General features: G+C 54.3%; 27 protein-coding genes. 20 read left to right on the top strand and 7 right to left on the bottom strand.

From position 1 onward, the window contains the following. On the bottom strand, nt 1-285 hold a 285-nt coding region (locus tag BUB55_RS09160), incomplete at its 3' end, for a hypothetical protein (protein ID WP_143152881.1). Nucleotides 286-426: 141 nt separating this feature from the next. Between BUB55_RS09160 and BUB55_RS09165 the strand changes: the two genes are divergently transcribed. After that, nucleotides 427-720 carry a hypothetical protein gene (locus BUB55_RS09165; RefSeq protein ID WP_073190200.1) on the top strand — a complete coding sequence of 98 codons (294 nt, stop codon included), beginning with the start codon at nt 427-429 and terminating at the stop codon, nt 718-720. 33 nt (nt 721-753) lie between these two features. On the opposite strand, the gene BUB55_RS09170 is transcribed toward BUB55_RS09165, so the two are convergent. Then, on the bottom strand, nt 754-3,273 hold the full coding sequence (locus BUB55_RS09170; RefSeq protein ID WP_143152991.1) for a U32 family peptidase: 2,520 nt from the start codon (nt 3,271-3,273) through the stop codon (nt 754-756). Between the two features lie 19 nt (nt 3,274-3,292). Next, nucleotides 3,293-3,673: a hypothetical protein gene (locus BUB55_RS09175; RefSeq protein WP_083596955.1), complete on the bottom strand. Its 381-nt coding sequence runs from the start codon at nt 3,671-3,673 to the stop codon at nt 3,293-3,295. A 61-nt stretch (nt 3,674-3,734) separates the two neighbouring features. Between BUB55_RS09175 and BUB55_RS09180 the strand changes: the two genes are divergently transcribed. From BUB55_RS09180 to rfbD, 3 genes are read left to right on the top strand one after another with little or no spacing between them, the layout of a single operon-like run. After that, the gene (locus BUB55_RS09180) at nt 3,735-3,944 is read left to right on the top strand and encodes a hypothetical protein (RefSeq protein ID WP_073190206.1); all 210 of its coding nucleotides are present in this window, start codon (nt 3,735-3,737) and stop codon (nt 3,942-3,944) included. A 14-nt stretch (nt 3,945-3,958) separates the two neighbouring features. Then, entirely contained in the window at nt 3,959-4,771 is an 813-nt protein-coding gene (locus BUB55_RS09185) for a hypothetical protein (protein ID WP_073190208.1), read from the top strand. Nucleotides 4,772-4,803: 32 nt separating this feature from the next. Further along, entirely contained in the window at nt 4,804-5,715 is a 912-nt protein-coding gene (gene rfbD / locus BUB55_RS09190; protein WP_073190210.1) for a dTDP-4-dehydrorhamnose reductase, read from the top strand. Here the strand turns inward: rfbD and BUB55_RS09195 are convergent, their stop codons facing one another. Next, complete coding sequence (locus BUB55_RS09195; protein WP_143152992.1) at nt 5,716-7,017, bottom strand: CotH kinase family protein; 1,302 nt, start codon at nt 7,015-7,017, stop codon at nt 5,716-5,718. A 144-nt stretch (nt 7,018-7,161) separates the two neighbouring features. On the opposite strand from BUB55_RS09195, the gene BUB55_RS09200 reads away from it, so the two are divergent. After that, nucleotides 7,162-8,295 (top strand): dTDP-glucose 4,6-dehydratase, encoded by a 1,134-nt coding sequence (locus BUB55_RS09200; RefSeq protein ID WP_073190332.1) that lies wholly within the window; start codon nt 7,162-7,164, stop codon nt 8,293-8,295. 36 nt (nt 8,296-8,331) lie between these two features. Here BUB55_RS09200 and BUB55_RS09205 read toward each other — a convergent pair whose 3' ends face one another. Continuing rightward, on the bottom strand, nt 8,332-9,267 hold the full coding sequence (locus BUB55_RS09205) for a bile acid:sodium symporter family protein (protein ID WP_073190212.1): 936 nt from the start codon (nt 9,265-9,267) through the stop codon (nt 8,332-8,334). Between the two features lie 54 nt (nt 9,268-9,321). On the opposite strand from BUB55_RS09205, the gene BUB55_RS09210 reads away from it, so the two are divergent. Both BUB55_RS09210 and radA read left to right on the top strand, forming a co-directional pair. Continuing rightward, complete coding sequence (locus tag BUB55_RS09210; RefSeq protein ID WP_073190213.1) at nt 9,322-10,056, top strand: acid phosphatase; 735 nt, start codon at nt 9,322-9,324, stop codon at nt 10,054-10,056. A 116-nt stretch (nt 10,057-10,172) separates the two neighbouring features. Continuing rightward, nucleotides 10,173-11,552, top strand: a complete 1,380-nt coding sequence (gene radA / locus BUB55_RS09215) for a DNA repair protein RadA (protein WP_234971883.1) — start codon at nt 10,173-10,175, stop codon at nt 11,550-11,552. A 90-nt stretch (nt 11,553-11,642) separates the two neighbouring features. On the opposite strand, the gene BUB55_RS09220 is transcribed toward radA, so the two are convergent. Beyond that, entirely contained in the window at nt 11,643-13,076 is a 1,434-nt protein-coding gene (locus tag BUB55_RS09220) for a pentapeptide repeat-containing protein (protein WP_083596956.1), read from the bottom strand. Nucleotides 13,077-13,198: 122 nt separating this feature from the next. Between BUB55_RS09220 and BUB55_RS09225 the strand changes: the two genes are divergently transcribed. The 13 genes from BUB55_RS09225 (at nt 13,199) to thiD (ending at nt 23,190) form a co-directional block, all read left to right on the top strand. Further along, the gene (locus BUB55_RS09225) at nt 13,199-14,395 is read left to right on the top strand and encodes an NAD(P)/FAD-dependent oxidoreductase (RefSeq protein WP_073190215.1); all 1,197 of its coding nucleotides are present in this window, start codon (nt 13,199-13,201) and stop codon (nt 14,393-14,395) included. 6 nt (nt 14,396-14,401) lie between these two features. Further along, a complete protein-coding gene (locus tag BUB55_RS09230; protein WP_073190218.1) occupies nt 14,402-14,842 on the top strand; it encodes a SufE family protein in 441 nt (146 codons plus the stop codon). 9 nt (nt 14,843-14,851) lie between these two features. Then, on the top strand, nt 14,852-15,376 hold the full coding sequence (locus BUB55_RS09235; RefSeq protein ID WP_073190220.1) for a hypothetical protein: 525 nt from the start codon (nt 14,852-14,854) through the stop codon (nt 15,374-15,376). Between the two features lie 4 nt (nt 15,377-15,380). Beyond that, entirely contained in the window at nt 15,381-15,896 is a 516-nt protein-coding gene (locus BUB55_RS09240) for a gamma carbonic anhydrase family protein (protein WP_073190222.1), read from the top strand. Continuing rightward, nucleotides 15,889-16,851, top strand: coding sequence for a diacylglycerol/lipid kinase family protein (locus BUB55_RS09245; protein WP_073190233.1), 963 nt, complete (start codon nt 15,889-15,891; stop codon nt 16,849-16,851). Before BUB55_RS09240 ends, BUB55_RS09245 begins: the two co-directional genes overlap by 8 nt. After that, nucleotides 16,851-17,858: a UDP-3-O-(3-hydroxymyristoyl)glucosamine N-acyltransferase gene (locus BUB55_RS09250; RefSeq protein WP_073190237.1), complete on the top strand. Its 1,008-nt coding sequence runs from the start codon at nt 16,851-16,853 to the stop codon at nt 17,856-17,858. The genes BUB55_RS09245 and BUB55_RS09250 overlap by 1 nt, the downstream gene beginning before the upstream one ends. An 88-nt stretch (nt 17,859-17,946) precedes the next feature. Next, nucleotides 17,947-18,765, top strand: a complete 819-nt coding sequence (locus BUB55_RS09255; protein WP_234971884.1) for a UDP-3-O-acyl-N-acetylglucosamine deacetylase — start codon at nt 17,947-17,949, stop codon at nt 18,763-18,765. After that, entirely contained in the window at nt 18,737-19,204 is a 468-nt protein-coding gene (locus BUB55_RS09260) for a 3-hydroxyacyl-ACP dehydratase FabZ family protein (RefSeq protein ID WP_073190241.1), read from the top strand. The genes BUB55_RS09255 and BUB55_RS09260 overlap by 29 nt, the downstream gene beginning before the upstream one ends. Further along, nucleotides 19,201-20,085: a sugar phosphate nucleotidyltransferase gene (locus BUB55_RS09265; protein WP_073190243.1), complete on the top strand. Its 885-nt coding sequence runs from the start codon at nt 19,201-19,203 to the stop codon at nt 20,083-20,085. The genes BUB55_RS09260 and BUB55_RS09265 overlap by 4 nt, the downstream gene beginning before the upstream one ends. A gap of 53 nt (nt 20,086-20,138) precedes the next feature. Next, nucleotides 20,139-20,912 carry an RNA methyltransferase gene (locus BUB55_RS09270; protein WP_073190247.1) on the top strand — a complete coding sequence of 258 codons (774 nt, stop codon included), beginning with the start codon at nt 20,139-20,141 and terminating at the stop codon, nt 20,910-20,912. Nucleotides 20,913-20,914: 2 nt separating this feature from the next. Further along, nucleotides 20,915-21,349 carry a dUTP diphosphatase gene (locus tag BUB55_RS09275; protein WP_073190335.1) on the top strand — a complete coding sequence of 145 codons (435 nt, stop codon included), beginning with the start codon at nt 20,915-20,917 and terminating at the stop codon, nt 21,347-21,349. A gap of 46 nt (nt 21,350-21,395) precedes the next feature. Then, on the top strand, nt 21,396-22,379 hold the full coding sequence (locus tag BUB55_RS09280; RefSeq protein ID WP_073190250.1) for a diaminopimelate dehydrogenase: 984 nt from the start codon (nt 21,396-21,398) through the stop codon (nt 22,377-22,379). Between the two features lie 16 nt (nt 22,380-22,395). Then, nucleotides 22,396-23,190: a bifunctional hydroxymethylpyrimidine kinase/phosphomethylpyrimidine kinase gene (gene thiD / locus BUB55_RS09285; protein ID WP_073190339.1), complete on the top strand. Its 795-nt coding sequence runs from the start codon at nt 22,396-22,398 to the stop codon at nt 23,188-23,190. Nucleotides 23,191-23,264: 74 nt separating this feature from the next. Here the strand turns inward: thiD and dnaA are convergent, their stop codons facing one another. Further along, a complete protein-coding gene (gene dnaA / locus BUB55_RS09290; protein ID WP_073190253.1) occupies nt 23,265-24,593 on the bottom strand; it encodes a chromosomal replication initiator protein DnaA in 1,329 nt (442 codons plus the stop codon). Nucleotides 24,594-24,839: the final 246 nt, after the last annotated feature.

The raw sequence follows: 24,839 nt of genomic DNA on the forward strand, positions 1-24,839 counted from the left end.
TACGCGCACCTTCGCCTTGCCGCCCGCGATGTACACGGAACCGCCCTGGCTGGACCACTTCTTGAAGCCCTCCCTGGGGTGGTATGCTGCACCGCCGAGCTGTTCCCTTTCGGCCAGGAGTATCGCCTCCACGAGCCTTGCGCCCATCTCCCTCGACAGCGCGTCAAGGCAGCTTTTCCCCTGTTCGGCAAGGTCGGCCAGAACCACCCCGATACTGGTCGAAATGTCGATTTCTTCGCGGCGGACGATTGACAGTTTTGGGGTTCTTTTTGTACTTTTCATCATGGTGGTTATCCTCTTGCTTGGTGTTTTTTTGCTGAACCAAATTTACAAGTTGGAGACCACCTTTTTCTTTTTGGTTGCAGAAATTTCAACTAACTTTGGGGCATCTTCTCGACAGACGCCGATGACGATGATGACGAAGGCTTGGGCAATGGCGGAGAAACCGATTTTACCTGCAACTTCAAGAAGTCTGACGATACTTGGGTCCTCGAGGACGGCGAAGTGACCATAAAGTGGGACACCGGCAAGGCTGTCGCTATTGTCAAATCCGATATGGGTGATGCAGAATCATGCCAGATGATACTTGGTGTCCTCGCTTTGGATACCGAAAGCGAAGGCTCATCCTCTTGCGATGGCAGTATCCTCCTTATGGAAGATCCCGATTCTTACAAGGATCTCTCCAGAGAGGCCATGTACGACATGTACTGCGTTGATTAATTTACGTAATTGCGGAGTTTTTATGGCGTCGGCTTATTTGCCGGCGTCATTTTTTTTGCGGTCGTGCCACACGCTTTCGTTGAAGAGCTGGCCTTCGGAAAGGCCGTATTTCTCCTCGACGCCGGCGAGGCGGATGGCGGTTTCTACAGGGAGGCGCCCGCGGATGGCTTCGGCGTAGGTCTGCACCTTGCGGCGGACTACTTCTGGAGTTTCGTCCAAAAGTTCAATGCGGAAGTGGAATGCGTTCGCGGCGAGCAGTTGCGGGAGCAACTTGAATGCCGATTGCGGCTTGCCAACGAATAGCGTGTTGCGGCATTCGGCATCGGATTGCAAGAAGTGTCGTTCGCCCTTGTGGTCGAGAATTTCGACCTTGTGCTGGGTGCAAATCTTGCCGCATTCGGGGAATCGCCTGCCGGTAGTGAGCGCGCGGGCGAACGCGCAGTATTCGGAATGGAATGCGGGCATGTACTGGTGGAGCGAGAGCTCGAGACGTGCGGGGTCAATGTTGCCCAGCAGGTCGAAAAGCTGCGTGGAGTTCAGGTCCCACGAGGGGTGGAGCGTCTGTAATCCTTGTGACAGGAGCCAGTCGTAACTCAGGCAGTTTGCGGCGTTCAGGCTGTAGTCGCCCGCGAGCGGGATGCCACTTTCCTTGAGGATGGAGAGTGCGCCGAGGTTACGGACCAGCGCAAAGTCGGGGCATAGCCGCAGGATGTTCTTGAGGTAGTGGCTTTCGCCCGGCTTGTGGATGCGGAGCGTGGCCATGCCTGCCCTGAAACCGAGTTCGCGGATTTGTTCAAGCGGTTCGTCGTATTTTACGCCCCAGTCAAAGTCCATGATGACGTTGTCTATGTCGAGTCCTTCGAGCGCAGGGATTTGTTCGGGACGGCGGACGAGGACGGAAATGCTTGTTTTGGGCTTTGGAGTTCCCGCGGGTTTGTGCATCGCGGCGCTCAGCAATTCGCGCCCCGAATTCGCGCTGGGCGAGAGAGGTTTCCACAGGCAGCGTGCTGCGTCCAGCGCGGCGACGGCTTTTTGCCGGAGAGTCCGCAAGACCTTTCCCGGTACAAAGGCGTTTGCGTCCACTTGCGCGTCCAGCGAATTCAGGCGGTAAGCCGTTGCGCTGAGCGCCGCGAGCTCCTTGCGGGCAAGTTCTTCAATGCGGTTTGTGGCGTTGCGAGCCGCATCCAATGCGGTTTCGCTTTCCACCTGGACTTTGTGTCCGTCGCCGTCAAAGACGGTCAACTTCAGCGGCTCGCCGATGCGCCCGAATAAAGTCATGTCGATAGGCACGTGCTTTGCCAATTCACGGTCGGTGAAAGTGCGGCGCAATTCCTTTTCGAGTGCGGGGGAGTCGTTGCGGTAAACCTTCATGCCCAGGGCGATTTGCCGTGCGTTGAAATCGCGTCCCATGTCGAGGATGAAGTTCTGTGCGCCGCCCTTGCCCTGTGCAGTGCGGATTCCGAATAAACGCCCGCCGACGCTCACCTCGAATTCCGGATTCTCGAAGAGGATACCGTCTCCAGGGCGCGGCGCGGCACAAACCGGCGAATTTGGCGCAGCATTATCGCCTTCCACAACAATCCCGCCGCGGTCCACCTTCAAGACCTTTCCGAGGAATTCTCCGTGATGGTTGCTGAACGAGCCGTCCACCAGCTGCTGGTGGTCAACGCCCTTGAGCCAGCCCGTTCGGAGCCCACGGCTAAAAAGCACTTCCAGCGGTTCCATGTCGTCGGGGGAGAGCGGAGTGTTTGTAGAACTCTGGTCCAAGGCTTTGCGGTACGCCTTTGCCACCGCGGCCACGTACTCCGGGCTTTTCAGGCGCCCTTCGACCTTGAGCGAATCGACTCCGGCTTCACGGAGTTCGTCAATTATGGGCAGGGCGCACAGGTCGTGAGGGCTGAACAAATACGGAGCCTTCGCCTGCATGTATTCTTTGCCATCCACAAAAATGCGGTAAGGGAGCCTGCAGCTTTGTGCGCATTGCCCGCGGTTTGCGCTTCGTCCGCCAAAGTTTTCGCTCGTGAGGCACTGCCCCGAATAACTTACGCACAAAGCCCCGTGTATAAAAACTTCCAGTTCGAGCGGTGTCGTTTCGCGGATGGTCGCAATCTGCTTCAGCGAAAGCTCGCGCGCGAGTACCGCTCGGTTGAACCCCAGTTGCGAAACCAAGTTCACCGCCTCGGCGCTTGCAAGCGTCATCTGCGTGCTTGCATGAATTTCTTGGTTGGGTGCTATGGCCCGGATTAGCCGGGCGAGGCCTATGTCTTGGATAATGAAGGCGTCGGGTTCAAGCGCAATCAACCGCTCCAAAAATTCCGGAAGTCCCTGCAATTCGCGTTCAAAGACCAGCACGTTCATCGCGAGGAATGTGCGCACTCCGCGTACTCGCGCATACAGGATCATTTCGCGAACGTCGTCAAAGCTAAAGTCCTCGGTGCGGCCGCGCGCGTTCCAGTGCGGAACTCCAAAGTACACGGCGTCGGCGCCATTCTGGATGGCGGCCTCGAGCATTTCGCGTGTACCTACGGGGAGCAGTAATTCGGGCTTTTTCACATCCAAAAGTTAAAAAAAATCAGCCGAGGGAAAAGTCCTTGTAGCCAAATAGTACGACTGCGCCCGTTTCCCTGAAAAAGAAAGCCTTCTTGTGGCCGAGCCCTTCCAAAATGGCGTTGTCTAGGGCGTCGGTAATTTTGTCCCGGGGGCAACTTATGACCGGGAACCCGTCAAAAGAACCCTTGTAACCCTTTTTTACGATGCAGACTGCTGTATATTCGGGATCCATGTCGTAGATGGCCGCGAAGATGGCGAAGTCGGTCGCAGATTCGTCGGCGTTCTCTGCCGGGTCGCTTTTTAGCAAAAAAGTGGACTGCTTGGAACTGTCGCTTGTGTTCCGAACCGATACGGAGCCGTAATAGCCCCTTTCTTTGAAGCATGTCCAAAGTTCGTCTAGCATAATAACCTTTTTTTCTAATTAACAATAACAAATATAACGATTTTTTCTATTATAGGGATGTATGAAAATGAAATTCATTATTTTGTCAACAATTGTTTGCATTTTTGTCGCCTGCTCCAATCCCGAAGGCGAGGCGGAGATTGCAAAACTCACGGCGAAGAATGCCGAACTGATTCAACAAGTACAAACCCTCCAAAAAACTCTGGATTCCATCTCGGTACAGGCTGAAGCCCAGCGCAAAGTCCTTGAAGACCTTGACATGGCAAAATAGCCAGAATTTGGTGTATGATTCATTTATTGCTAATTGTCGCCTTGCTTGCAGCTTCGGCTTTTGCGACCGAACCCTTGCGGCCGGCTCTCCCGCCGCAAACAACGGTGGGCGTGGGCGCAATTGCAGAACTTCGTGACGACGTTTACAGCGGGGACATTGGGTGGAATGTTGAAATTGCCACTTGTGACTGCTTTAGCTTGTATACGGATCTTTCGTACAGGTTGGTGAGCTACGAATGGGACACCATGTGGCATGACCAGCGTCATGAGGCTGTTAACCTGCAAGTGAACGGAATGAATGAATCTTTTGTCGGGGTCAAGTTTTTCCCGATGAGGTGGCTAGGGGTGGTCGCGAACTGGCGGTTCCAACCGGGTGAGGGAAGCCGCGTCGAACGCTTTAACCGCCTTGGGGTGGAGCCTACCATTTTATATTGGTTCAGTCGGGGTTTGCTGCTTGGTTACAGCATGCAATATTACACGTTCGTTGAAAACGAGAACTTTCAACCCGGCGACGAGATTGGCCTCAAGGCTTCTTTTGTGTGGAACTTACTTTGGGACTATGCCAAACGAACCGGGTGGCGTATAGGCTATGCATTTCTATATCGCTGGAGAGTAGAGGAAAGCAAAAATTTCAACATGCTTAAAGCATACCAAAAGATGGACGATGCCTACCGCGGTTTCCGCATGCGTGGCGATGTTTCTTACTACTTTGGGTGGTTCCCGTTCCCTCTGGGGATGGGCATGGCTTACGAGATGAACCGCGGCGAAATGTTCGGTTTCGAGACGGGGCACCGCGTTGAATTGTACTTTAAAGCGCTAATGCCTTAAAATTTTTATAATTAAGAAAATTGAGGTTCATTATGAAGTTTTTTGTTACCGGAGTGGGTGGTCAGTTGGGCCACGATGTGATGAACGAATTGGCTCGTCGAGGCCATACGGGCGTGGGGAGCGACATTGCTCCCGAATACAGCGGTGTGGCAGACGGCAGTGCGGTGACGACCATGCCGTACGCTCAAATGGACATTACGGATGCGGCTGCGGTGGAACGGGTCATTTCTGAAGTTAAGCCGGATGCTGTCATCCATTGCGCCGCCTGGACCGCCGTGGACTTGGCGGAAGACGACGACAAAGTGGCCAAGGTGCGAGCCATCAATGCGGGCGGCACGCAGAACATCGCGAACGTGTGCAAAAAGCTGGGTTGCAAAATGACCTACATCAGCACGGACTATGTTTTTGACGGCCAGGGTACTGAACCATGGCTGCCCGATTGCAAGGCGTACAAGCCGCTCAACGTGTACGGCCAGACGAAGCTCGAGGGGGAGCTTGCCGTTTCGGGAACTCTTGACAAGTACTTTATTGTCCGCATCGCTTGGGTGTTCGGTCTCAACGGCAAGAACTTCATCAAGACGATGCTGAATGTGGGGAAGACTCACGATACGGTGCGCGTGGTGAACGACCAGATTGGAACTCCCACATACACGTTTGATTTGGCACGCCTGCTAATCGACATGAACGAAAGTGAAAAATACGGTTACTACCATGCGACGAACGAAGGCGGCTACATCAGCTGGTACGATTTTACCTGCGAAATCTACCGCCAGGCTGGACTTGCGACAAAGGTGGTCCCCGTCACGACTGAGGAATACGGGCTTAGCAAGGCGGCACGCCCGTTCAACAGTCGATTGGACAAGAGCAAGCTTGTGGAGGCCGGGTTCAAACCGCTCCCCACATGGCAGGACGCTTTGTCGCGTTACCTCAAAGAAATAGGGTAGTTACTCTAGTTCTTTTTTGATCCAAGCCAGTCTTTTACGGTGCCATGCGATGAGGTCGTCGATGGCTTCGTCGTACGAAGAATAGCTGCGAATGTGATTCTCGTGCTCGGTGCTATTTAGAATGTTCCACCGCGTGAAGTTGTTTTTAGCCGCATTGCGCAAACGCTTTCGCAAAGACTCGATGGTGTCTTCTACAGCTTTGAATTCTTGAAGGTGTTCGTCGAAGAAAGAGTATGCCTTTAACCTGAAAGCTGTCTTTTTGAATAGCCTGTGAGTCCAATATGTTTTTTTTATGTACCATCCCTCGGGAGCGTCGTTAAGGGTGTCGGGGTGACCGCCAAAGGCGAGGTCGAAATCCCATACAGGTCCCATTTTTATTGGACCGCCTTTTTCCCAGGTGAAGAATACGCTGGTATAAAAGGCTCCATCGAAATTCTTGGAGTATTCTTGAATCCAGTAATATTTGATATAGGAGTCTATGTCTATCCAGTTGGCGATTTCTGTTGTGTTCGGAGTCTTTAAGAATTCTTCGAAGCTGTTGATGTGGTTCTGCAGAAGGCTTAAAGAGGCGTAGGATGCGTTTTTGGGACTTAAAACGTGGAACGGTTTGCCTTGTTCCGATAAGAATACCTGTTCATCTTTTTTGTACTTGGAGTCGACTTCAACTAGGTAAGAGGAATCGTTTTCTGGAATGTTGACTCTTTTTTTGGCGACTTTGATGGTCTCCGTTAGCAAATAAACGCCCTGGTATTCTTTGTTTAAAAACAGTTCTACGAATTGGCACTTGGGGGTATATGGCAAGCCGAGGGTGGCGGATAGGTGGTAGGCTAGGTAGTTCTTGATTAGAGTCTTGTCTGCGTAGTTGGCTATGAGTGCCCAGTCACGGTTTTGGGGCATCCCCAAAAAAGCGTATTTGTCGTTGAACTCTAACTTGTAGCTTTTTTTGGGCATAGTCACCCAAGAAGTGTTGCCGCGTCCTCTTATGGTCAGGAATTTGATTTCATCTGTAGGGGAGTCTTTCCCATAGACTTGAAGCCTGGCAGGGACTTCGGTTTCACGATCCTTGACCTGGGTGAACTCGTCTGTTTCAATGACGATTCTGGGAAGTCCTGCGTAGGGGTATTCTGAATCGTCAAGGGCGAGGTAACTTCCTGTGGAATTCTTTAAGTTTGTGGGAATATCAATGTTGCTGCAGGCGAGGAGCAATAGCGTAAAAAGAAGCGCGAGTACAGCGCAATACCCCGAAACGAAGAGTTTCGCACTGGATGAACGACAGATCTTTTTAGCCCACAACATGAACATATTTAAAATACTATATCCAACCACAAAATTTACCGATTTTTGCTTTATATGGATAATTTTTACTTTCCAAAAAGCGGCGGCGCTTGGGTTGAAGATTGTTTTTTTTTTTATTTTTTTATTAAAAAGTTACATTGGCAGGAAAAAATGAAGAATATCGTCATCACCGGCGGTGCCGGTTTTATCGGAAGTCACGTGGTTCGCCTGTTCGTGACCAAGTACCCCGAGTACAATATCATCAACTTGGACAAGCTCACGTACGCTGGTAATCTTGCCAATCTCAAGGACATCGAAGGCAAGCCGAACTACAAGTTCGTGAAGATGGATATTTGCGACTTCGACGCGTTCTACAAGCTCATGCAGGACGAGCATGTGGACGGTATCATCCACCTTGCTGCGGAGAGCCATGTGGACCGCTCCATCAAGGATCCGTTCACCTTCGCCCGCACGAATGTCATGGGCACACTCAGCCTTTTACAGGCGGCAAAGCTCTACTGGGAGAGTCTTCCCGAGAAGTTCGAAGGCAAGCGCTTTTACCACATCTCGACCGATGAAGTCTACGGGGCTTTGAAGATGACGCATCCGGAGGGCATTGAGCCCCCGTTTACGACGACCGCCTCCAGTTCCGAGCACCACCTGGCTTACGGCGAAGACTTCTTCTACGAGACCACGAAGTATACGCCGCATAGCCCGTATTCCGCCTCCAAGGCGGGTTCCGATCACTTTGTTCGCGCGTTCCACGACACCTACGGCATGCCGACGATTGTCACGAACTGCTCCAACAACTATGGTCCCTACCAGTTCCCCGAAAAGCTTATCCCGCTCTTTATCAACAACATCCGCAAACGAAAGCCTTTGCCGGTGTACGGCAAGGGCGAAAACGTGCGTGACTGGCTCTTTGTAGAGGACCACGCCCGCGCTATCGACCTGATTTTCCACAAGGGGACCGTCGCCGAGACGTACAACATTGGCGGTTTCAACGAATGGAAGAACATCGACATCATCAAGGTCGTGATCAAGACTGTAGACCGCCTGCTTGGCCGTGCCGAAGGCGAGGACATGAATCTCATCACCTACGTGACGGATCGCCTGGGTCACGACGCCCGCTATGCCATCGATAGCAGCAAACTCCAGAAGGAACTTGGTTGGGAGCCTTCGCTCCAGTTTGAGGAAGGCATCGAGAAGACTGTCCGCTGGTACCTGGACAATCAGGAATGGCTCGACAACATCGTGAACGGTGAGTACGAAAAGTACTACGAGAAAATGTACAAGGACCGCTAAGGTTCAGAAAAGGCTCTGTCTAGCCAGTTCGTACGGCTACGCCCCCCACCTGCGATACACATTCGCCAAAATCGCGCCGGAGATGTTGTGCCATACAGAGAAGATGGCGCCAGGAACCGTCGCCATGGCAAGTCCCGAAAACGCCGTCGCCGCAAGGCTCGTGGCAAGACCGGAATTCTGCATGCCGATTTCCACAGAGAGAGCCTTTGTCTTGGGTGTCGAAAATTTCAGCAGCTTGCCGAGACCGAAACCGCAACCGTAGCCGAGCAGATTGTGGAGAATCACGACGGCGAACACGATGGCGCCCGTGGAGAGAATTTTTGCTGCATTGTGTGAGACGACTGCGGCCACAATCATCGCAATCGCAATCACGGAAACGAGCGGCAACACCTTCACGGCACGCGCAGTCCATTTGCCAAAGAACTTGTTGATGACAAACCCGAGCGCAATCGGCACGATGACGACCTTCACGATAGAAAGGAACATCGCTAGCACATCCACGTTCACCGTCGTGCGGAGCAATAGGTACGTAATTGCAGGCGTCAGCACAGGTGCGAGCAATGTATTCACGCTGGTCATGCCTACGGAGAGCGCCACGTCGCCTTTCGAGAGGTAGGTGATAACGTTGCTCGAGGTCCCGCCGGGGCAGGTGCCTACGAGAACCACGCCCGCCATCAGTGCGGCATCGAGCCCGAAAGCCTTGGAGAGTAAAAAAGCGAGTGCAGGCATCACGATGAACTGCGCTACACACCCGATGGTGATTTCTTTGGGGCGCGCAAATACAAGCGCAAAGTCGCTGAGCTTTAGCGTGAGCCCCATGCCAAACATCACCACCATCAAAAGGTAATTTACCCAACTGAGTTCAATCCAGAGCGTCGATTTCGGCAGGAACAGCGAGAGCGCCGCAATCACAAGTACGACAACAGCCATCCACTTGCCAATGAAATCACTGATTTTTTCAAGAATGTGCATTTGTAATCTCCAGTTCAACCGCAAAAGATAGTCTTTTTTATTTATATTCAACGCATGAACAATCTTATCAAGAAGGTATTTATTGTTGTCGCCTTTTGCGGCGCATCGCTTTGCAGTTTCGCTGCAGATGTCAAACCTTACGTGGAGGCGGATGCTCTCCCGAATGCGCTGAACTTCTACCCGGCGCCACCGGAAACAACTTCGGTGCAGTTCATGTACGATATTTCGCAGTACATGTGGGGCAAGGCCATGCGAGCCGACTCCGCACGTGCGGCACTTGCAATTGCGCAAGCGGCAACAGCCATGGACGATATGGTCCGGATGTTCAGCGAGCCCTTTGGCATGGAGATTTCTGCAAAAAAGACTCCTGCCATCATGAACGTGATTGAACGCGGGATTGCAACACTCCGGCAAGTGGGCAGAGTTCCAAAGAAACACTACATGAGGCGTCGCCCGTTCGACCGTTTCAACGAACCGACGCTCGTCCCTAAAGACGAAGAAGCCTTAAGGAAGAATGGCTCTTACCCGTCGGGGCATACGATTCTTGCGTGGTCGATGGCAATGTTGCTTGTGGAAATAAACCCGGCTGCTCAAGACGCTTTGTTGAAGTACGCCTACGAATGGGGGCAAAGTCGCGTGATTGCTGGGTTCCATTGGCAAAGCGACGTTGATGCCTCCAAGGTGCTTGTCTCGGGAGCTTTTGCAAGTCTGCATAATGACGAAACATTCCTTGCCGACATGAAAAAGGCTCGCGCCGAATTCAAGAAGCTGTCTTCAAAAAAGAAATAACCTGCGGAAAAATTCGCAAGCATTAACAACAAAAAAGTTCTACTTATCCCTGAAAATAGTGAAAATCTGTTCACTATGACACAAAATGTCACTGCACATTTGTTATATTGATGTGCATGGCGACAAAAGCAAAAAAAGAAATCGAATTTTTGTGCACGGACTGCGGCAACACCACCCCTAAGTGGGTGGGCAAGTGCCCGTTCTGTGGGGCGTGGAACACATTGAAGGAGCATGCGGCCCCAGTGGCCGATGTGGCCTCCACCAAGCGAGGGCTCGGAGGTCCGGTCCATAAGGTGGTTCCGCTCAGGGATGTGGCTACCGAGGACACGCGGCGGCTAAGCACCGCCAATGCGGAGTTCGACCGCGTGCTGGGGGGCGGGCTTGCGCCAGGTTCCCTGGTGCTCATCGGTGGCGACCCCGGCATCGGGAAGTCCACGCTGGTGCTCACAACGCTCGCCACGATGACCGCCGCCGGCGTCAAGAGCCTGTATGTGAGCGGCGAAGAGAGTGCCTGCCAGGTGAAGCTTCGCAGCGAACGCTTGAACGTTTCTGGCAGCGACATGCTGTTGCTTTGTGAGACGAGCCTCGAAAAGATTATTGAACAGGCCAAGGAAATCAAGCCGCAGGTTCTGGTTATCGACTCCATCCAAACAGTTTACAAGGGCGACCTGCCGGGGACTCCGGGCAGTGCTTCGCAGTTGCGTGAATGTACGCTCGACCTCATGGTCTTCGCCAAGAATTCTGGCTGCATCACCATCCTCATCGGGCATGTCACCAAGGACGGGCAAATCGCTGGCCCGCGCATTTTGGAACACATGGTCGATACGGTCGTGTACTTCGAGGGGGACCGCAACCACCAGTACAGGTTGCTCCGCACCATCAAGAACCGCTTTGGCGCGACTGACGAGATCGGTGTTTTTGAAATGACGAGTCACGGGCTCGAATCGGTCGCGAACCCGAGCAAGGTGTTTTTGCAGGAGGGCGTGCCGCCGACTCCCGGGAGTGTGGTGTGTTGTACGCTTGAGGGCTCGCGCGCGCTCTTGTTCGAGACTCAGGCGCTGGTGAGCCAAACGAATTTTGCCGTGCCGCAGAGGGTGGCCGCAGGGATAGACCCCAAACGGCTCACCATCATTTTGGCTTTGCTTGAAAAATTCGGCGATGTGACCATCGGTCCTGCCGATGTTTTCGCTAGCATAGCAGGCGGCATGAAGGTGAATGACGCCTCCTCCGACCTTGCCATCGCCCTCGCCATTGCCAGCAACCATTTGGGCATCCCGCTCGGGCGCCAGACCATCGCCATCGGCGAGCTGGGCCTCTCGGGGGAGGTTCGCAGCGTTTCACTTTTGGACCAGCGCCTCAAGGAAGCTCGTCGCCTCGGCATGGTCGAGGCTATTGTGCCCGCGTCCGGCAAGCTCCCGGAGAACATCGAGGGGATGCGCGTTGTCCGCGTGCACAGCCTAGGCGAGGCTGTTGCCTGGCTCATGGACAAAAAGTAATACGCGAATTGCAAGGCTTGCCTTTTTGATGCAGGCAAAAAAAAGACGCTCTTGCGAGCGCCTTTTTTAAATCCGTTAGTCAGGGAAGAATTATTCGTCGTCGTCGTCAGAATGTTTTTTCTTCTTCTTTTTCTTGCGCGGCTTCTGGTCGGTGGAGGTGTCGTCGTCCACGGACTTCTTCTTCTTGCCTTCGACCTTGATGTCGGCAGCCTTCTCACCGCGCTTGGTGAAGCCGTACTGACGCGGATCAAAGCCGCTGGGGAACTTGGTCTTGTTGTCGTAGATCACCTTCTTGGCGGTGAACTTCTCGATCTTCGCGTTGCTCAAGTCAGCACCGGAGAAGTCGACGTCGTTCATCTTGGTGTCGGCGTCAATTTTGATGCCCTGCATGTTGGCGTTGAGGAAGCTCACCTTTTCGAGCTTGGCACCGGCGAAGCTTGCACCGGAGAGCTGGGCGAGGTTGAAGTCGGAACGTTCGATGGTGGAGTTCGCGAAGTTGGCCTTGGTGAGGTCAGCCTTGTCGAAGATGTCCTTGAACACGTAAGCGCCATCGAAGACGGCCTTCATGAGTTCGGCTTCCTTGAACACGTTCTTTTCGACGGCGGCGTCGAAGTAGGAGGTCTTGTTCAGCTTGGCCCTTTCAAACTCGTTCTTGGAGACGGTGCCCTTGTCGAACACGACGCCAGTGAGGTCCTGACCCTTGAAGTCCATGTTCTTGACCGTGGACTGGGCGAACTTGGCCTTCTGGAGCTGAGTCTTGGAAAGGTCGACGTCGTTGAAGGTCGTAAGAGAAAGGTCGGCTTCCTGCAGGTTCACGTTCTTGAACTCGGCACCGCCGAACTCGGCCTGGGAAAGACCGGCCTTGGCGAAGTTCACGTTGATGAGGTCCGTGCCCTTGAAGTTGGCGGCAATCAAGTTACAGGCGGTGAAGTCCGTCTTGACGAGGGTCGCCTTCTTGAGGTTGCTGTTAGCCATGAGGGAACGGCTGAAGTTCGCGTTGGTGAGGTTCGCCTTGCTGAAGTCTGCACCGGTCAGGTCCACGTCCATCACGGAGGCCTGGGTGAGGTCGGCCTTGCTGAAGTCGGCGGCATCGGACACCTTCATGGCGTCGAGTCGTGCATTTTTCAGGTTGGTCTGCGGGAATTCACTATCGAGGAGAGTGGCACGGTAGAGGTTGGCCTCTTCCATGTCGGCGCCCTTGAATGTTGTGCCGCGGATGTCGGCGCCACTGATGATGACCTTCTTGAGGTTGGCGTTCTTGAAACTGGCGTTGTTGATCACCGCGTTCTGGAAAGAAACACCGGCAAGGTCGGCTTCGGTGAAGTTCGGACTGTCACCGGCGGAACGCTGGAAGTCCGTAACATTTTTGACCGCCTTGGAATTGCTGAAGTCGAATCCGTCGATACGCTTATCACGGAAAGAAACGTTGAGGTTCTTGCCCGCCCAGTTGTCTTGTGCAACGGCGCTGATGGCGAGAGCTCCCAGGAGGCAGAGTCCAAGTTTAGAAGTTTTCATCATATTCATATATAACATTCCCTTTATGGAAAAACCAAAATAACGGATAGCCCTAAAATAACTAAAAATTTTCAAAAAACACGTATATAAGTAAAAAAACTAGATAAATAAATGCTAATTTTGACCTTGAGATGTCAGATTTCCTTTCAAAAGAGTACGATGCCGTGGTTTGCGGGGCCGGTCCAGCCGGCTTGATGGCCGCTTGCACCCTCGGAAAAATGACGAGAGGGGCTAGACGGGTGCTCTTGTTGGACAAAAAAGCCCCCTGGAAAGAACCGATTTTTTGTGCCGAAGCTGCCTCGACCAGCAGGCTGGGTGCCTTGTGGCCCATAGACCGTAGCTGGGTTCGCGGACCCATTTCGGGCATCTACTTTACTTCTCCCAAGGGGTACAGGGCCGAATTTTATAGCAAGGACTGCGGTTGCTTGTTGGACCGCTCCAAATTCCACCATGCCTTGGCCGTCGGCTGCAAGGATGCCGGTGTGGAGTGCCATTTTGATACCGTGGTCAAGAAATTGGAACGCGTGGATAACGGCTGGAACATAGTTGTTGGCAATGGCGATTACGATGAGACCTTGTTTTCCAAGGTGGTGGTGGACTCTACGGGTCCGGGATGCCGCCTCACACGCGATATAGACTGCCTCAAGGGAATCGAGAGCGGCGATACCGATTTGGAGCCTGCGATTTTTGCGCTTGCCGAGGGAATCGAGCATAGCCGCGAACACATCGAACTCTTTTTTGGAAGCGATTTCCCCGAGGGCTACGGCTGGATATTCCCGCGCGACGGTGTCGAGGTGAATATCGGCTTTGTACTTGGTAAAAATGCCAAGTCGGGAATCTCGATGCGGCAAAAGCTCGAAGCATTTGTCGCCCGATACCCGGGTGCAAAAATTAGGGCCGTTTATGGCGGGATGATCGCCTGCGGTCAATCGAAGAAGCCGATTGCCAAGTGCGGGCTCTTTAAGGCGGGCGATGCCGCCAGCTGCGTGAACCCCATCAGCCGTTCGGGCATTACCGAGTCGCTGTTGTGCGGCAAGATTGTGGCGGAATGTGCTGTGGAGTGGCTCAAGTCCACAAGCGCCGAGGACCGCGAGCAGATCGAGGCTATGGCCTTCACTCGCTGGATGGATGCGATGGGCAAGTCTCACTTGCAGGTGGCTCGAGCCAAGAAGGCGTTCTACTCGGTCAAGGATTCGCAGTTTGACCGCGCCGCCGAGCGCCTCTCCAAGCTCCCTCGCCAAAAGCAGACTTTGTACAGGATATTCTTTAACGTTCTCTGGGCGTGCCCGTCGTTGATTTGGAAGATGCGCTCGTTCTTCCACTGGTAATGCGCTATGTCGATTACGGAACGTCAAGAAGAAGTCAGGCAGAAGTTCGCGTCGTTTACCGATCCGGACGACAAGTGGAAGTTCCTTTTGGACTTGGCAAAGGCGCACCCGGGCATGGACGCCTCCCTCAAGGCCGAGAAATTCATTATCCAGGGCTGCGCCGCTACGATGTACTTGGTACCGCAGTTCAACGGCTCGGTTCTCCATTTTGAGATGGACGTGGAAGGCGGGACGACGAACCCGCTCATTAGCCGTGGACTAGGCGCCCTCGCCTTGAAAATTTACAACGACATGGCTCCGGCCGATATTTTGAGTGTGGATCCTGTGTTCTTCCAGGAGATTGGCCTGAACGTAGGGCTCTCTCCGACGAGGTCCAACGGGTTTGCTAGCTTGGTGAAGCAAATTTATTTGTATGCACGCGTCTTTGACGCCATTTCAAAAAAATAAGGAATAATTATGGGTCTTAGTTTCTTGAACGGAAAGAGTCCTTTTGACGAGGCCGAAGAAAAACTTGAAGCCGGCGAAACCGTCAACGGTCGCCCCAAACTTCCCTCCGCCCCGGTGATGGGTTGGCAGGATGGCGTGTTCCTCCTGCTGTTGATCGGCCTGATTGTGGGCGGTTACCAGTACTATAAATATGTGAAAAAGAACTGTGCCGAGACTTTTGCCCGCTGCGACGCCTTGTACGTGGCCGCCGAAACCGACATGGTGAGCTTGCCCGCTGCCGAGGCCTGCTACGACAGTACGTGGGAACTGGGCTTTGTGAGCGATAGCCTGGAAGTGCTCCGCCAGGAGCGCCTGGGTGCCATTGCCGACAAGCGTACACTCCAAAAAGACGTACTCGAAGATATGAAGGACGCTGTGGCCGCGGGCGATACCGCCAAGGCTGCCGAAATTCTCTCGGGTTACAAGGGTGCCATGCTCCTGAACGGTTACGATCAGGAAGAATGGAACTCTATCGCGAAAAATATTGTACATTGAGGTTATGGCCTCAATCATTGAATACAAGGGCAAAAAGCCCGAAGTGGGTGAAGGCGTCTTTTTGGCGGAAGGCGCCCGCCTTATAGGTGACGTCAAAATCGGCAAGGATTCCTCGGTGTTCTACAACGCCGTGTTGCGTGCCGACCTCGCCCCGATTGTGGTGGGCGAGCGTACCAACATTCAAGACAACGTGACCATCCATTTGTCGACGGGCGTGGGAGTGACTATTGGTAACGAAGTCACCATAGGCCACAACGCCGTTGTTCACGCCTGCACCATCGACGACAACGTGCTCATTGGCATGGGCGCCATTGTGATGGACGGGGCGCACATCAAAAAGAATTGCATCGTTGCTGCGGGAGCCGTGGTGACGCAGGGCAAGGAGTTCCCCGAGGGGTCGCTCGTCGTCGGGACGCCGGCGCACATTTCGCGCCCGCTTAACGAAGAAGAAATCCGCGGTGTGCACGAGGGCGTGCAGCACTACATTGACGCGAAGAACGAGTTGCTGAAGCATGTATAAGTTCGTATTCCTCATTAACCCCATTAGCGGCGGCGGCCAAGGCAAGCTCATCCACGAGTTCCTGCCCGAGATCATGAAGTCCATGGAGTTTGCCGACAGCGAATGGAAGGCGGAATTCACCAAGAGTGAGGGGATGAGGGAACAGATTTGCGAGGCGCTCTCGAATACGGAAACGCTCATTGCCGTGGGTGGCGACGGGACTGTCTCGGCGGTGCTTTCGGCGATGCTTACGGGCGATTACGCCAGCAGGGTAAAGATTGGCTTGATTCCCCTTGGCACGGGCAACGACCTGGCGCGCGTTTTGAACTTGTACAAGCCGTTTGTGGACCGCGGCTTGCTGTTTTTGGTGCGCCGCCTGTTGCGTGCGCGAGCCACTCCTTTTGACATTTGGAAGGTCAACGGCAAGTTTGCGATGGCGAACTACTTCTCTGCCGGAATCGATGCGCGAATAGCCCATGACTTTAACCAGGATCGCGCAAACGGTGTGATTTCGAGTTCTTCGGTCGTTGCCAACAAGCTACACTATGTGCGCCGCTTTTTTGCCGATCGCAATTATATGCTCAAGAAGGCGACACTCGGTTATCGCGATGTTGACGGTAACTGCGAATCCGCTGACATCACGGGGCACCGCACTGTGATTGTGGGCAACATCCCGAGTTTTGCGAGCGGCGCGAATCCGTTTTACAAGTCGAATATGGCCGACGGTTGTTTGGAAGTGGTGGACGTGCCGAACATGTTCAATTTTATGATGGCGATTGCCATCGGGAATATCCCGCTTTTGGGCTTTATCTACAAAAAGTACTTCTTGAAATCGAGGAAGGTGCGCTCTTTAAAGCTGGTTGTGGCTGCCGATGAATTTTTGCAGCTCGACGGCGAGGATTTGAGCGGTAAGGTCCAGGGCGACATCACTATTGAGTTTGCCAGCCAAGTGCAAATGCTGGCATTGGGGGATTGATGACTCCGGTTGCGCTCTCTGCTGTTTTAGAATGGCTCGGCAATTCAGGCTTTGTTAAGGACGGCGACTCGGCAGCTATGGACGGCGCCGATTTTTTGTTGACCGGGTTTGCCGCCATAGAAAAGGCGTGCGAAACGGATGTCTCGTTTTGGTTGGGGAATCTATCGAAGAACGAGACGAATGCGAACGGTGTTTCGGAATCGGTTTTGGCGAACGTGAAGGCGGGCATTGTGTTTGTGCCGACAGACGTTTCGAAAGCGCAAGTGCCTGGAGCGCGTTGCGTGGTTCCCGTCAAGAACCCCTACCATGTGATGGTCGAATTCCTGAACCGTTTTGTGACCGATACAATGGGCCAAGTTACGGGGTGTGCGGCGACGGCCGAAGTTCACCCGTCGGCCGTGGTGGAAGGCTTTGTGGGCGAGGGGACCAGGGTTGGTCCCAATTGCGTTGTGATGCGTGGAGCCCGCGTGGGGGCAAACTGCGTGCTCGAGGCGAACGTGACCATTTACCCGAACGTGGTGGTGGGCGAGGACTGCGTTTTCCAGGCGGGCTCGGTCATAGGTTCCCGTGGTTTTGGTTTTTATGAGAACGAGGGCAAACGTCTACCGGTGCCCCATTTGGCAGGCGTTGTCATTGGCGACCGCTGCAGTTTTGGTGCCAACATGGTAGTGGCCGCGGGCTTTGTTTCGCCCACAACAATTGGCAACGACAGCCATTTTGATTCGTTTGTCCAAATTGGGCACAACAGCCAGGTGGGCAACAATGTGTACATGGCTTCGCAGTCGGGCATTGCCGGCACGGTCACCGTGGAAGATGACGTGGAGTTTGCCGGGGGAGTGCAGTCGGCGGGGCATTTGACCATTGGCAAGGGCGCCCGTGTTGCCGCCAAGGCAGGAGTCACCAAGAGCATTCCCGCAGGGAAGGTGGTCGCTGGTTTCCCCGCCGAGGACATCAATTTGTGGCGCAAGTCCGTTGTGAGTCTTCGCGTGCTCGCCAAGAAAAAGTAAAGCCATATTTTTTTATCTTTAAAGTACTATGCCGGCGACCCGTACTGTGAAATTTGAATCCAGGTCCCTTTCGTATGAGAGGGCCTGTGTGCAGGTCGATATTTGCGAACGCAATTCGCAATTGGAACCGCGAGTGATGTGGAGTGTGAACGGCAAGCCTTTTTACGGGACCGATGCCGCGAAGTGTTTTGACGAATTGAAGTACAGTACTGCGCGGACCTCCGTATACGCTAACGGGGAAGCTTCCTTTGACGGTGCGCCTGCACGCTTGGCGTCACCCGAGCACTTGGCGCCAGTTTTTTTGATGTGGCCGCGCCGCCGATTTAACGTGGATGCTTGCGCCGAAGGTGCCGCACCCTGCTCAGCGGAGTTGCCCATGCTCGACGGGAGCGCTCTCCCTTTTTTCCATGCGGTGCGCAAGCAGGCGGGCACGCCCGAGGAACTCGTTTTTTACGACGCTCCTGTGACCGACAGCTGGGAATGGAGTACGGGGGCGGTTCGCATTTACCCGAGTGAAACTTTTGAAGTGGAGTATGTGCTCGGCTTTGGTTCGGCGGCGAGTGTCGCTGTTTACTCGGCTGAGGACCTGTACAATATTTTTGAAGCTCGGACGTTTATTTTTGAAAGCGAATACGAAAAGGCCCGCCAAGCGGGGCTTTTGGCCGGAGTTGACGAAACTTGCGGCCTGTTGCTTAAAGATGGAGATGCCGCTTTGAACGCGACAAAGTACCGTGTTGCCGAAGAGCCCGCGTTCCACAAGATTCTTGACTTGCTTGGGGACTTGACATTTGTGAAGCCCGCCCTCCCCAAGATTCATATTGAAATCCTCAACGGCGGGCATTTTCACCACCACAAAATCATGGAGAAGGTATTGCCCTATGCTATACGATGCAGAATTTGTCCATAATCTTTTGCCGCAAAAGGCCCCGTTTGCCTTTGTCGACGAAATCCTCGAACTGCAGAAGGGAGACCCCGAATCCCCAGACGAATCCCTGCGCATGCCGAAGATTAAGGCTGTTTGGCATTTGAGTGGCGAAGAAAAGTTCTTTGGCGGTCATTTCCCGGGCAACCCGGTTTTGCCGGGAGTTCTCCAGGTGGAATCGATGGCGCAGGCAGCGACCATCATGACGCAAATCGCCCGTCCAGAAGTGGTCGAGGGCAAGCGCCCGGCCTTTATTGGTGTGGACAACTGCCGTTTCCGCGCGGCCGTGATTCCCCCTGCCGACTTGACTTTGATCGTCGAGATGACCATGGCGCGTCGTACTCTATTCAAGTACCATGGAAAAATCATGCAGGGCGAGACCCTGGTTTGCGAAGCCGACTTTAGCGCGGCCATGGTAAAATGACCGAAAAACTGAACGTCCTGATACTTGCTGCCGGGCTGGGTACGCGCCTTCGCCCGTTGACGAACGACGTCCCGAAACCGCTTGTGCCCGTGGTGGACGCGAGCATTTTGGAGCAGCAGGCAATCAAGGCCCGTGCCATTGGGGACGTTCGTTTGCACGCCAATGCCCACTACCTGGCAAACCAGGTGGTGGCCGAAGGCGAACGCCTGGGCTTTGAGAAGGTCTGGGTCGAACATCCCGAAATCCTCGGGACGGCAGGGCCGTTGCGCCGTATTTATGCGGCTGGCTACCGTGGCGGTCTCTTGATTATGAACGGCGATGCCTATTGCGATTTTGACTTGAAGGCCTTTGTTGAAAATGCGCGGGCATTGGCCGCTCAGCCGAATGGGCCGCAGGTGGCGCTCTTGGCGGTGGACTTTGCGAAGGTGAATACCTTTCGTGTAGGTGCAGACGGTCGCTTGGCTGGCGTGGTCGGCCGTTTTGGTGCTACAGAAGGTGAGCCCGCGACATTCTCCGGCGTTTCGTGGTACAGCGATGCAGCCCTCTCTCGAATTAAACCGGGGGAGTTCGACATCCGCGAATTCTGGAAGCAGGAAATTGCGGCCGGCCGTGCCCCCTTTGTGGACATGACGCAACTGTATGCCCAGTGGATAGACATGGGTTCCCCCGAGGGTCTCATGGCGGCGGTGGAGGCCCGCCTCAAGGAACTGGGCCGCGACGTGAACGAAGCCGTCATCGAACCCGGCGCCGAAATTCCTGCCGGCGTGACCCTCAAGCATTCTGTGATTTATAAGGGGGCCGAAATTCAACCCGGCGAAACGGTTGAAAACGAAATCCGCGGCAAGGGTTTCAAGTGGAACGTTAGCGCGGCGTCATCCTGAACAAGCGTAGCGCAGTGAAGGATCCAGGAAGAATTTTTTGAAGAGTTTTGATTATGCGTAAATTCAGAGTCGTACTTGTTGAACCGGAACATCCCCATAACGTGGGCTTTGTCGCTCGCGCCATGCACTGCTACGCCTTGCCCGAGCTCTACATCGTTTACCCCAAGCGCGAGAAGGTCATCGAGAATTCGTACCACACGGCGGCCAACAGCCACGACATTTTGGACAACGCGAAAATTGTCCACACCTTTGAAGAGGCTATTGGAGATTGCGCTTGTGCGGTCGCCTACAGTCGCCGCATTTTCGGGAGCGCTATCAAGCACACGATGGTGCAGAACCTTTCGGACATGCTTCCGGAAGACGGTACTGTGGCGCTCGTGTTCGGTCGCGAGTCCTGCGGGCTTGCCCTTGAGGAGGTGAACGCCTGCACGTACCAGTGCGAAATCCCGGTGCCCGGCCTCATGAGCTTGAACCTCGGGCAGGCGGTGGCGGTTTCGCTCTATGAACTTTGCCGCTCCGGCGCCCTTGCCAACGGCGAGGGACGTGCTAAGCGCACCACCAGGGGTGTTGCGGAGACCGGCCCCGCCACCATCCAGCAAATCGAGAGCTTCAAGGCGTTCTTGGACCGCTACCTGACGGGGCAGTACCACGACCAGGCATGGCGCGACAACTTCCTCAACACGATGGTGCAGCGCCTGCACCCCACACGCAACGAACTTTCGGCTTTGTTCGGGCTCATCCGTAATCTCGCGAAAAAGCCTGCCCGCCTGGAACGTGCGTTAGATAAGGTAGCCAAGCAAGCGGCACAGCAAGCCGATGATAAATGAACATGACCACGAAGACGATTAAAATTCAATATCTTGACGATTCTATCACGCGCCTCACGTATGTGGGCGGCAAGTCCGACTGGATTGACCTTGCGGCGGCGGAGACCGTGACGCTCAAGGCGGGGGAGTTCAGGCTCATTCACCTAGGGGTCGCGATGAAGTTGCCCGAGGGTTACGAGGCGCATATCGCCCCGCGCAGTTCCACGTTCAAGAACTTCGGCATCTTGCAGGCGAATTCGGTGGGCGTGGTGGATTCCAGCTACTGCGGCGCGAACGACTGGTGGAAAATGCCTGTTTATGCCACTCGCGATGTGACCATCGAGAAGGGGAGCCGCATCGCTCAGTTCCGCATCATGGAAATCCAGCCGACCCTCACCTTCGAAGAAGGTTCTCTCGACGGCGCCGACCGCGGCGGATTTGGAAGTACGGGAATATAAAGTTTTTTATATTATTTCCGCAAAAATTTTTAACAAGGATATTGTTATGGCAAAGATTGCTATTCTCGGTTACGGTAACCTCGGTCGCGGTGTGGAATGCGCCGTGAAGCAGGCTCCGGATATGGAACTCGTCGCCGTTTTCACCCGTCGTGACCCCGCTACGGTCAAGATCCAGACGGCGGGCGTTCCGGTGCTGAACGTTTCTGAAATGGAAGCCTGGAAGGATAAGGTGGACCTGCTCATCATTTGTGGCGGTTCCGCTACCGACCTGCCGGTGCTCACCCCGAAGTACGCTGCTATGTTCAACGTGATCGACTCCTTCGACACGCACGCCAAGATTCCGCAGCACTTCGCCGCTGTTGACGCTGCCGCCAAGGCCGCCGGCAAGATCGCGATGATTTCCGTCGGTTGGGACCCGGGCATGTTCAGCCTGAACCGCGTGTACGCCCAGTCCATTCTCCCGGAAGGCAAGGACTACACGTTCTGGGGCAAGGGTGTTAGCCAGGGCCACAGCGACGCTGTCCGCCGCATCAAGGGCGTGAAGAACGCCAAGCAGTACACCTGCCCGGTGGAAGCGGCTCTCGAAGCCGTGCGTAGCGGTTCCATGCCGGAACTCACCACTCGCCAGAAGCACACCCGTCTCGTTTACGTGGTTGCCGAAGAAGGTGCCGACAAGGCTTACATCGAAAACGCCATCAAGACGATGCCGAACTACTTCGATGAATACGACACCACGGTAAACTTCATCAGCGAAGAAGAATTCAACAAGAACCACAGCGGGCTCGCTCACGGCGGTTTCGTGATTCGTACCGGCAAGACCGGCATGAATAAGGAACACACTCACGTGATCGAATATAGCCTCAAGCTCGATTCCAATCCGGAATTCACGACCAGCGTCCTCGTGGCCTACGCCCGCGCCGCTCTCCGCATGAAGGCTAACGGCGTGACCGGTTGCAAGACTGTTCTCGACGTGCCGCCTGCATACCTCAGCACGCTCAGCGACGAAGAATTAAGGGCTCATTGCCTGTAATAGCAGAATGGATTCCATGAAGACTGCACTCACGATTGCAGGTTCTGATTCCAGCGGTGGTGCCGGCATCCAGGCTGACATCAAGACGATGACAGTTCATGGCGTTTTTGCCATGAGCGCCGTTACCGCTTTGACGGCGCAGAATACACTCGGCGTCACCGACATCATGGAGGCTTCTCCTGATTTTCTCTCGCACGAACTGGATGCCGTTTTTACGGACATCTTTCCGGATGCGGTCAAGACGGGCATGGTCTCTAGCAGTGGTCTCATCCATGTAATTGCGGACAAGTTAAAGCAGTACAAGGCAAGGAACATTGTGGTGGACCCGGTGATGGTCGCGACGAACGGGGCGAAGCTTATTTGCGACGAGGCGATAGAAACGCTCAAGTCCGAGCTTTTGCCCCTTGCTACAGTCATTACGCCGAACCGCCCCGAAGCCGAAGTGCTCACGGGAAACAAGATCAATTCGGAATCCGGCATGGAAGCCGCCGCCCAAAAGATCTACGAGGCGTTTGGTTGTGCCGTGCTGATGAAGGGCGGCCACGACTTGAACGATGCCAATGATTTGCTGTGGACCGCCAAAGGCCCGCAGTGGTTCTACGGCAAAAAGATTGACAACCCCAATACCCACGGTACTGGCTGCACGTTGAGCAGCGCCATTGCCTCGAACCTCGCGCTGGGAAACGACCTTTCTGTTTCCGTGAAAAATGCGAAGGATTACATTTCGGCGGCGCTTGGCTCCATGCTCGACCTGGGCCACGGCAAGGGCCCCATGAACCACGCCTTTGCGTTCAGTTCCAAACTGCGCTGAATCGTCTGGAATCTTTGCAAAACAATAAAGGCCGTCGGTTTCCCGGCGGCTTTTGCTGTATAGTGAACAAAGTATTAGTCGTGGATCGAGTTCTTGAGCGTCTCGATGAGGCGTGCAAAACTGGAGTCCGTTTCCATCTCTTTTTTGACGCTCTTGATGGCGTGTACCACGGTGGAGTGGTCCTTGCCGCCAAAGCGGGAGCCGATGCTCTGCAGGCTGATAGAAGAGCATTCGCGCATCAGGTACATGGCGACCTGGCGGGCCTTCGAGATTTCCTTGGTGCCGCGACCCGGCTCGGTGAGTTTGGATTCGGGTACTTCGTAGTGCTGCGATACAGCATGGAGCACGGCGTCGAGGCTTACGCGGCGGCGGAGCGTCGGGGCAATTTCGGCGACGACCTTTTGGGCGATTCCCATGTCGATGTCGTGATTCATGAGGCTCGACTGGAGCGTGAGCTTGATGATGGCGCTCTCGAGGCAGCGCACGTTGCTCGCGATTTTCTCGGCGAGGAAGTGGAGGACTTCGTCGCTGATTTCCAAATGGCGTTCCTCGGCCTTTTTGTGGAGGATCGCTTCGCGGGTCTCGACGTCGGGCGGCTGGATGTCGACCGTGAGGCCCCAGGCAAAGCGGCTGACCAGGCGGTCCGAAAGGTTCTTGACTTCGACTGCCGGAGCGTCGGAGGTAAGCACGATCTGCTTGCCTGCCTGGTGCAGGGCGTTGAAGATGAGGAAGAACTCGTTTTGAGTCTCGTACTTGCCGGTCCAGTTCTGGATGTCGTCGATGAGGAGGATGTCCACTTCGTTGCGGTAGAAGTCGCTCATCTCGGTCACGCGGCTCTCGCGCAGGCACTTGAGGTACTGCTGCGAAAAGTCCTCGCTGGTGAGGTAGCATACGCGCTTGTTCGGGTCTTCTTCGAGAATGTAGTTGCCAATAGCCTGCAGCAAGTGCGTTTTGCCGAGGCCCGAGGAACCATAAATAAAGAGCGGGTTGTACTGCGTGCCGTCGGGGTTTCTTGCGACTGCGAGGGCGGCGTTGAAGGCGAGCTGCGCTTTGTCTCCAGGCACAAAGTTCTCGAAGCGGAAACTGCCGGAGAGCGGCACACTCGGCTTCACAAAGTCTTTGAATACGTGATCGCCCGGAGGCGTAACTTGTTGACTAACAGTCTCTTGCGACTGGAATTCAAATTCCATCGGGGCGTCGCTGTGCGTGGTTTCGCGCCAGGCGAGGCGGATGAGTTCCTTGTAGGCGGAGTAGACGGAAGTGTCCAGTCCGGGCGGGACCGAGATGACGGCGTGGCCCACGGTCTGACTGCTGAGCTTGGTCGAGGCAAAATAGGTCTTGTACACGGAATCGGAGAGCATTCCGCGAAGGTAGTTCAAACATCTTTCCCATTCGACTTGCATCACAAACACATCCTTCTCAAAAGCAAAATAAAATCTATCAACAACTAGGTGATTAAATCTAATAATTTAAAGGCCGGTTGTTGATAAGTTTGGGCGGATAAATGGAAAAAAAACGTTTGTAAACCTGAATTTACAAACGGAGGGCGCTTTTCGTTACGGAGCCCGTATCGTTTTTTTTCGCCAATTGGGCGAAGAGGCGTTGTTTTGGCGATGTAAAGCTTTACTAAATTTGAGGTATTATGGAAT

Source organism: Fibrobacter sp. UWP2 (assembly GCF_900141705.1).
In the GTDB taxonomy this organism is placed as follows: Bacteria; Fibrobacterota; Fibrobacteria; order Fibrobacterales; family Fibrobacteraceae; genus Fibrobacter.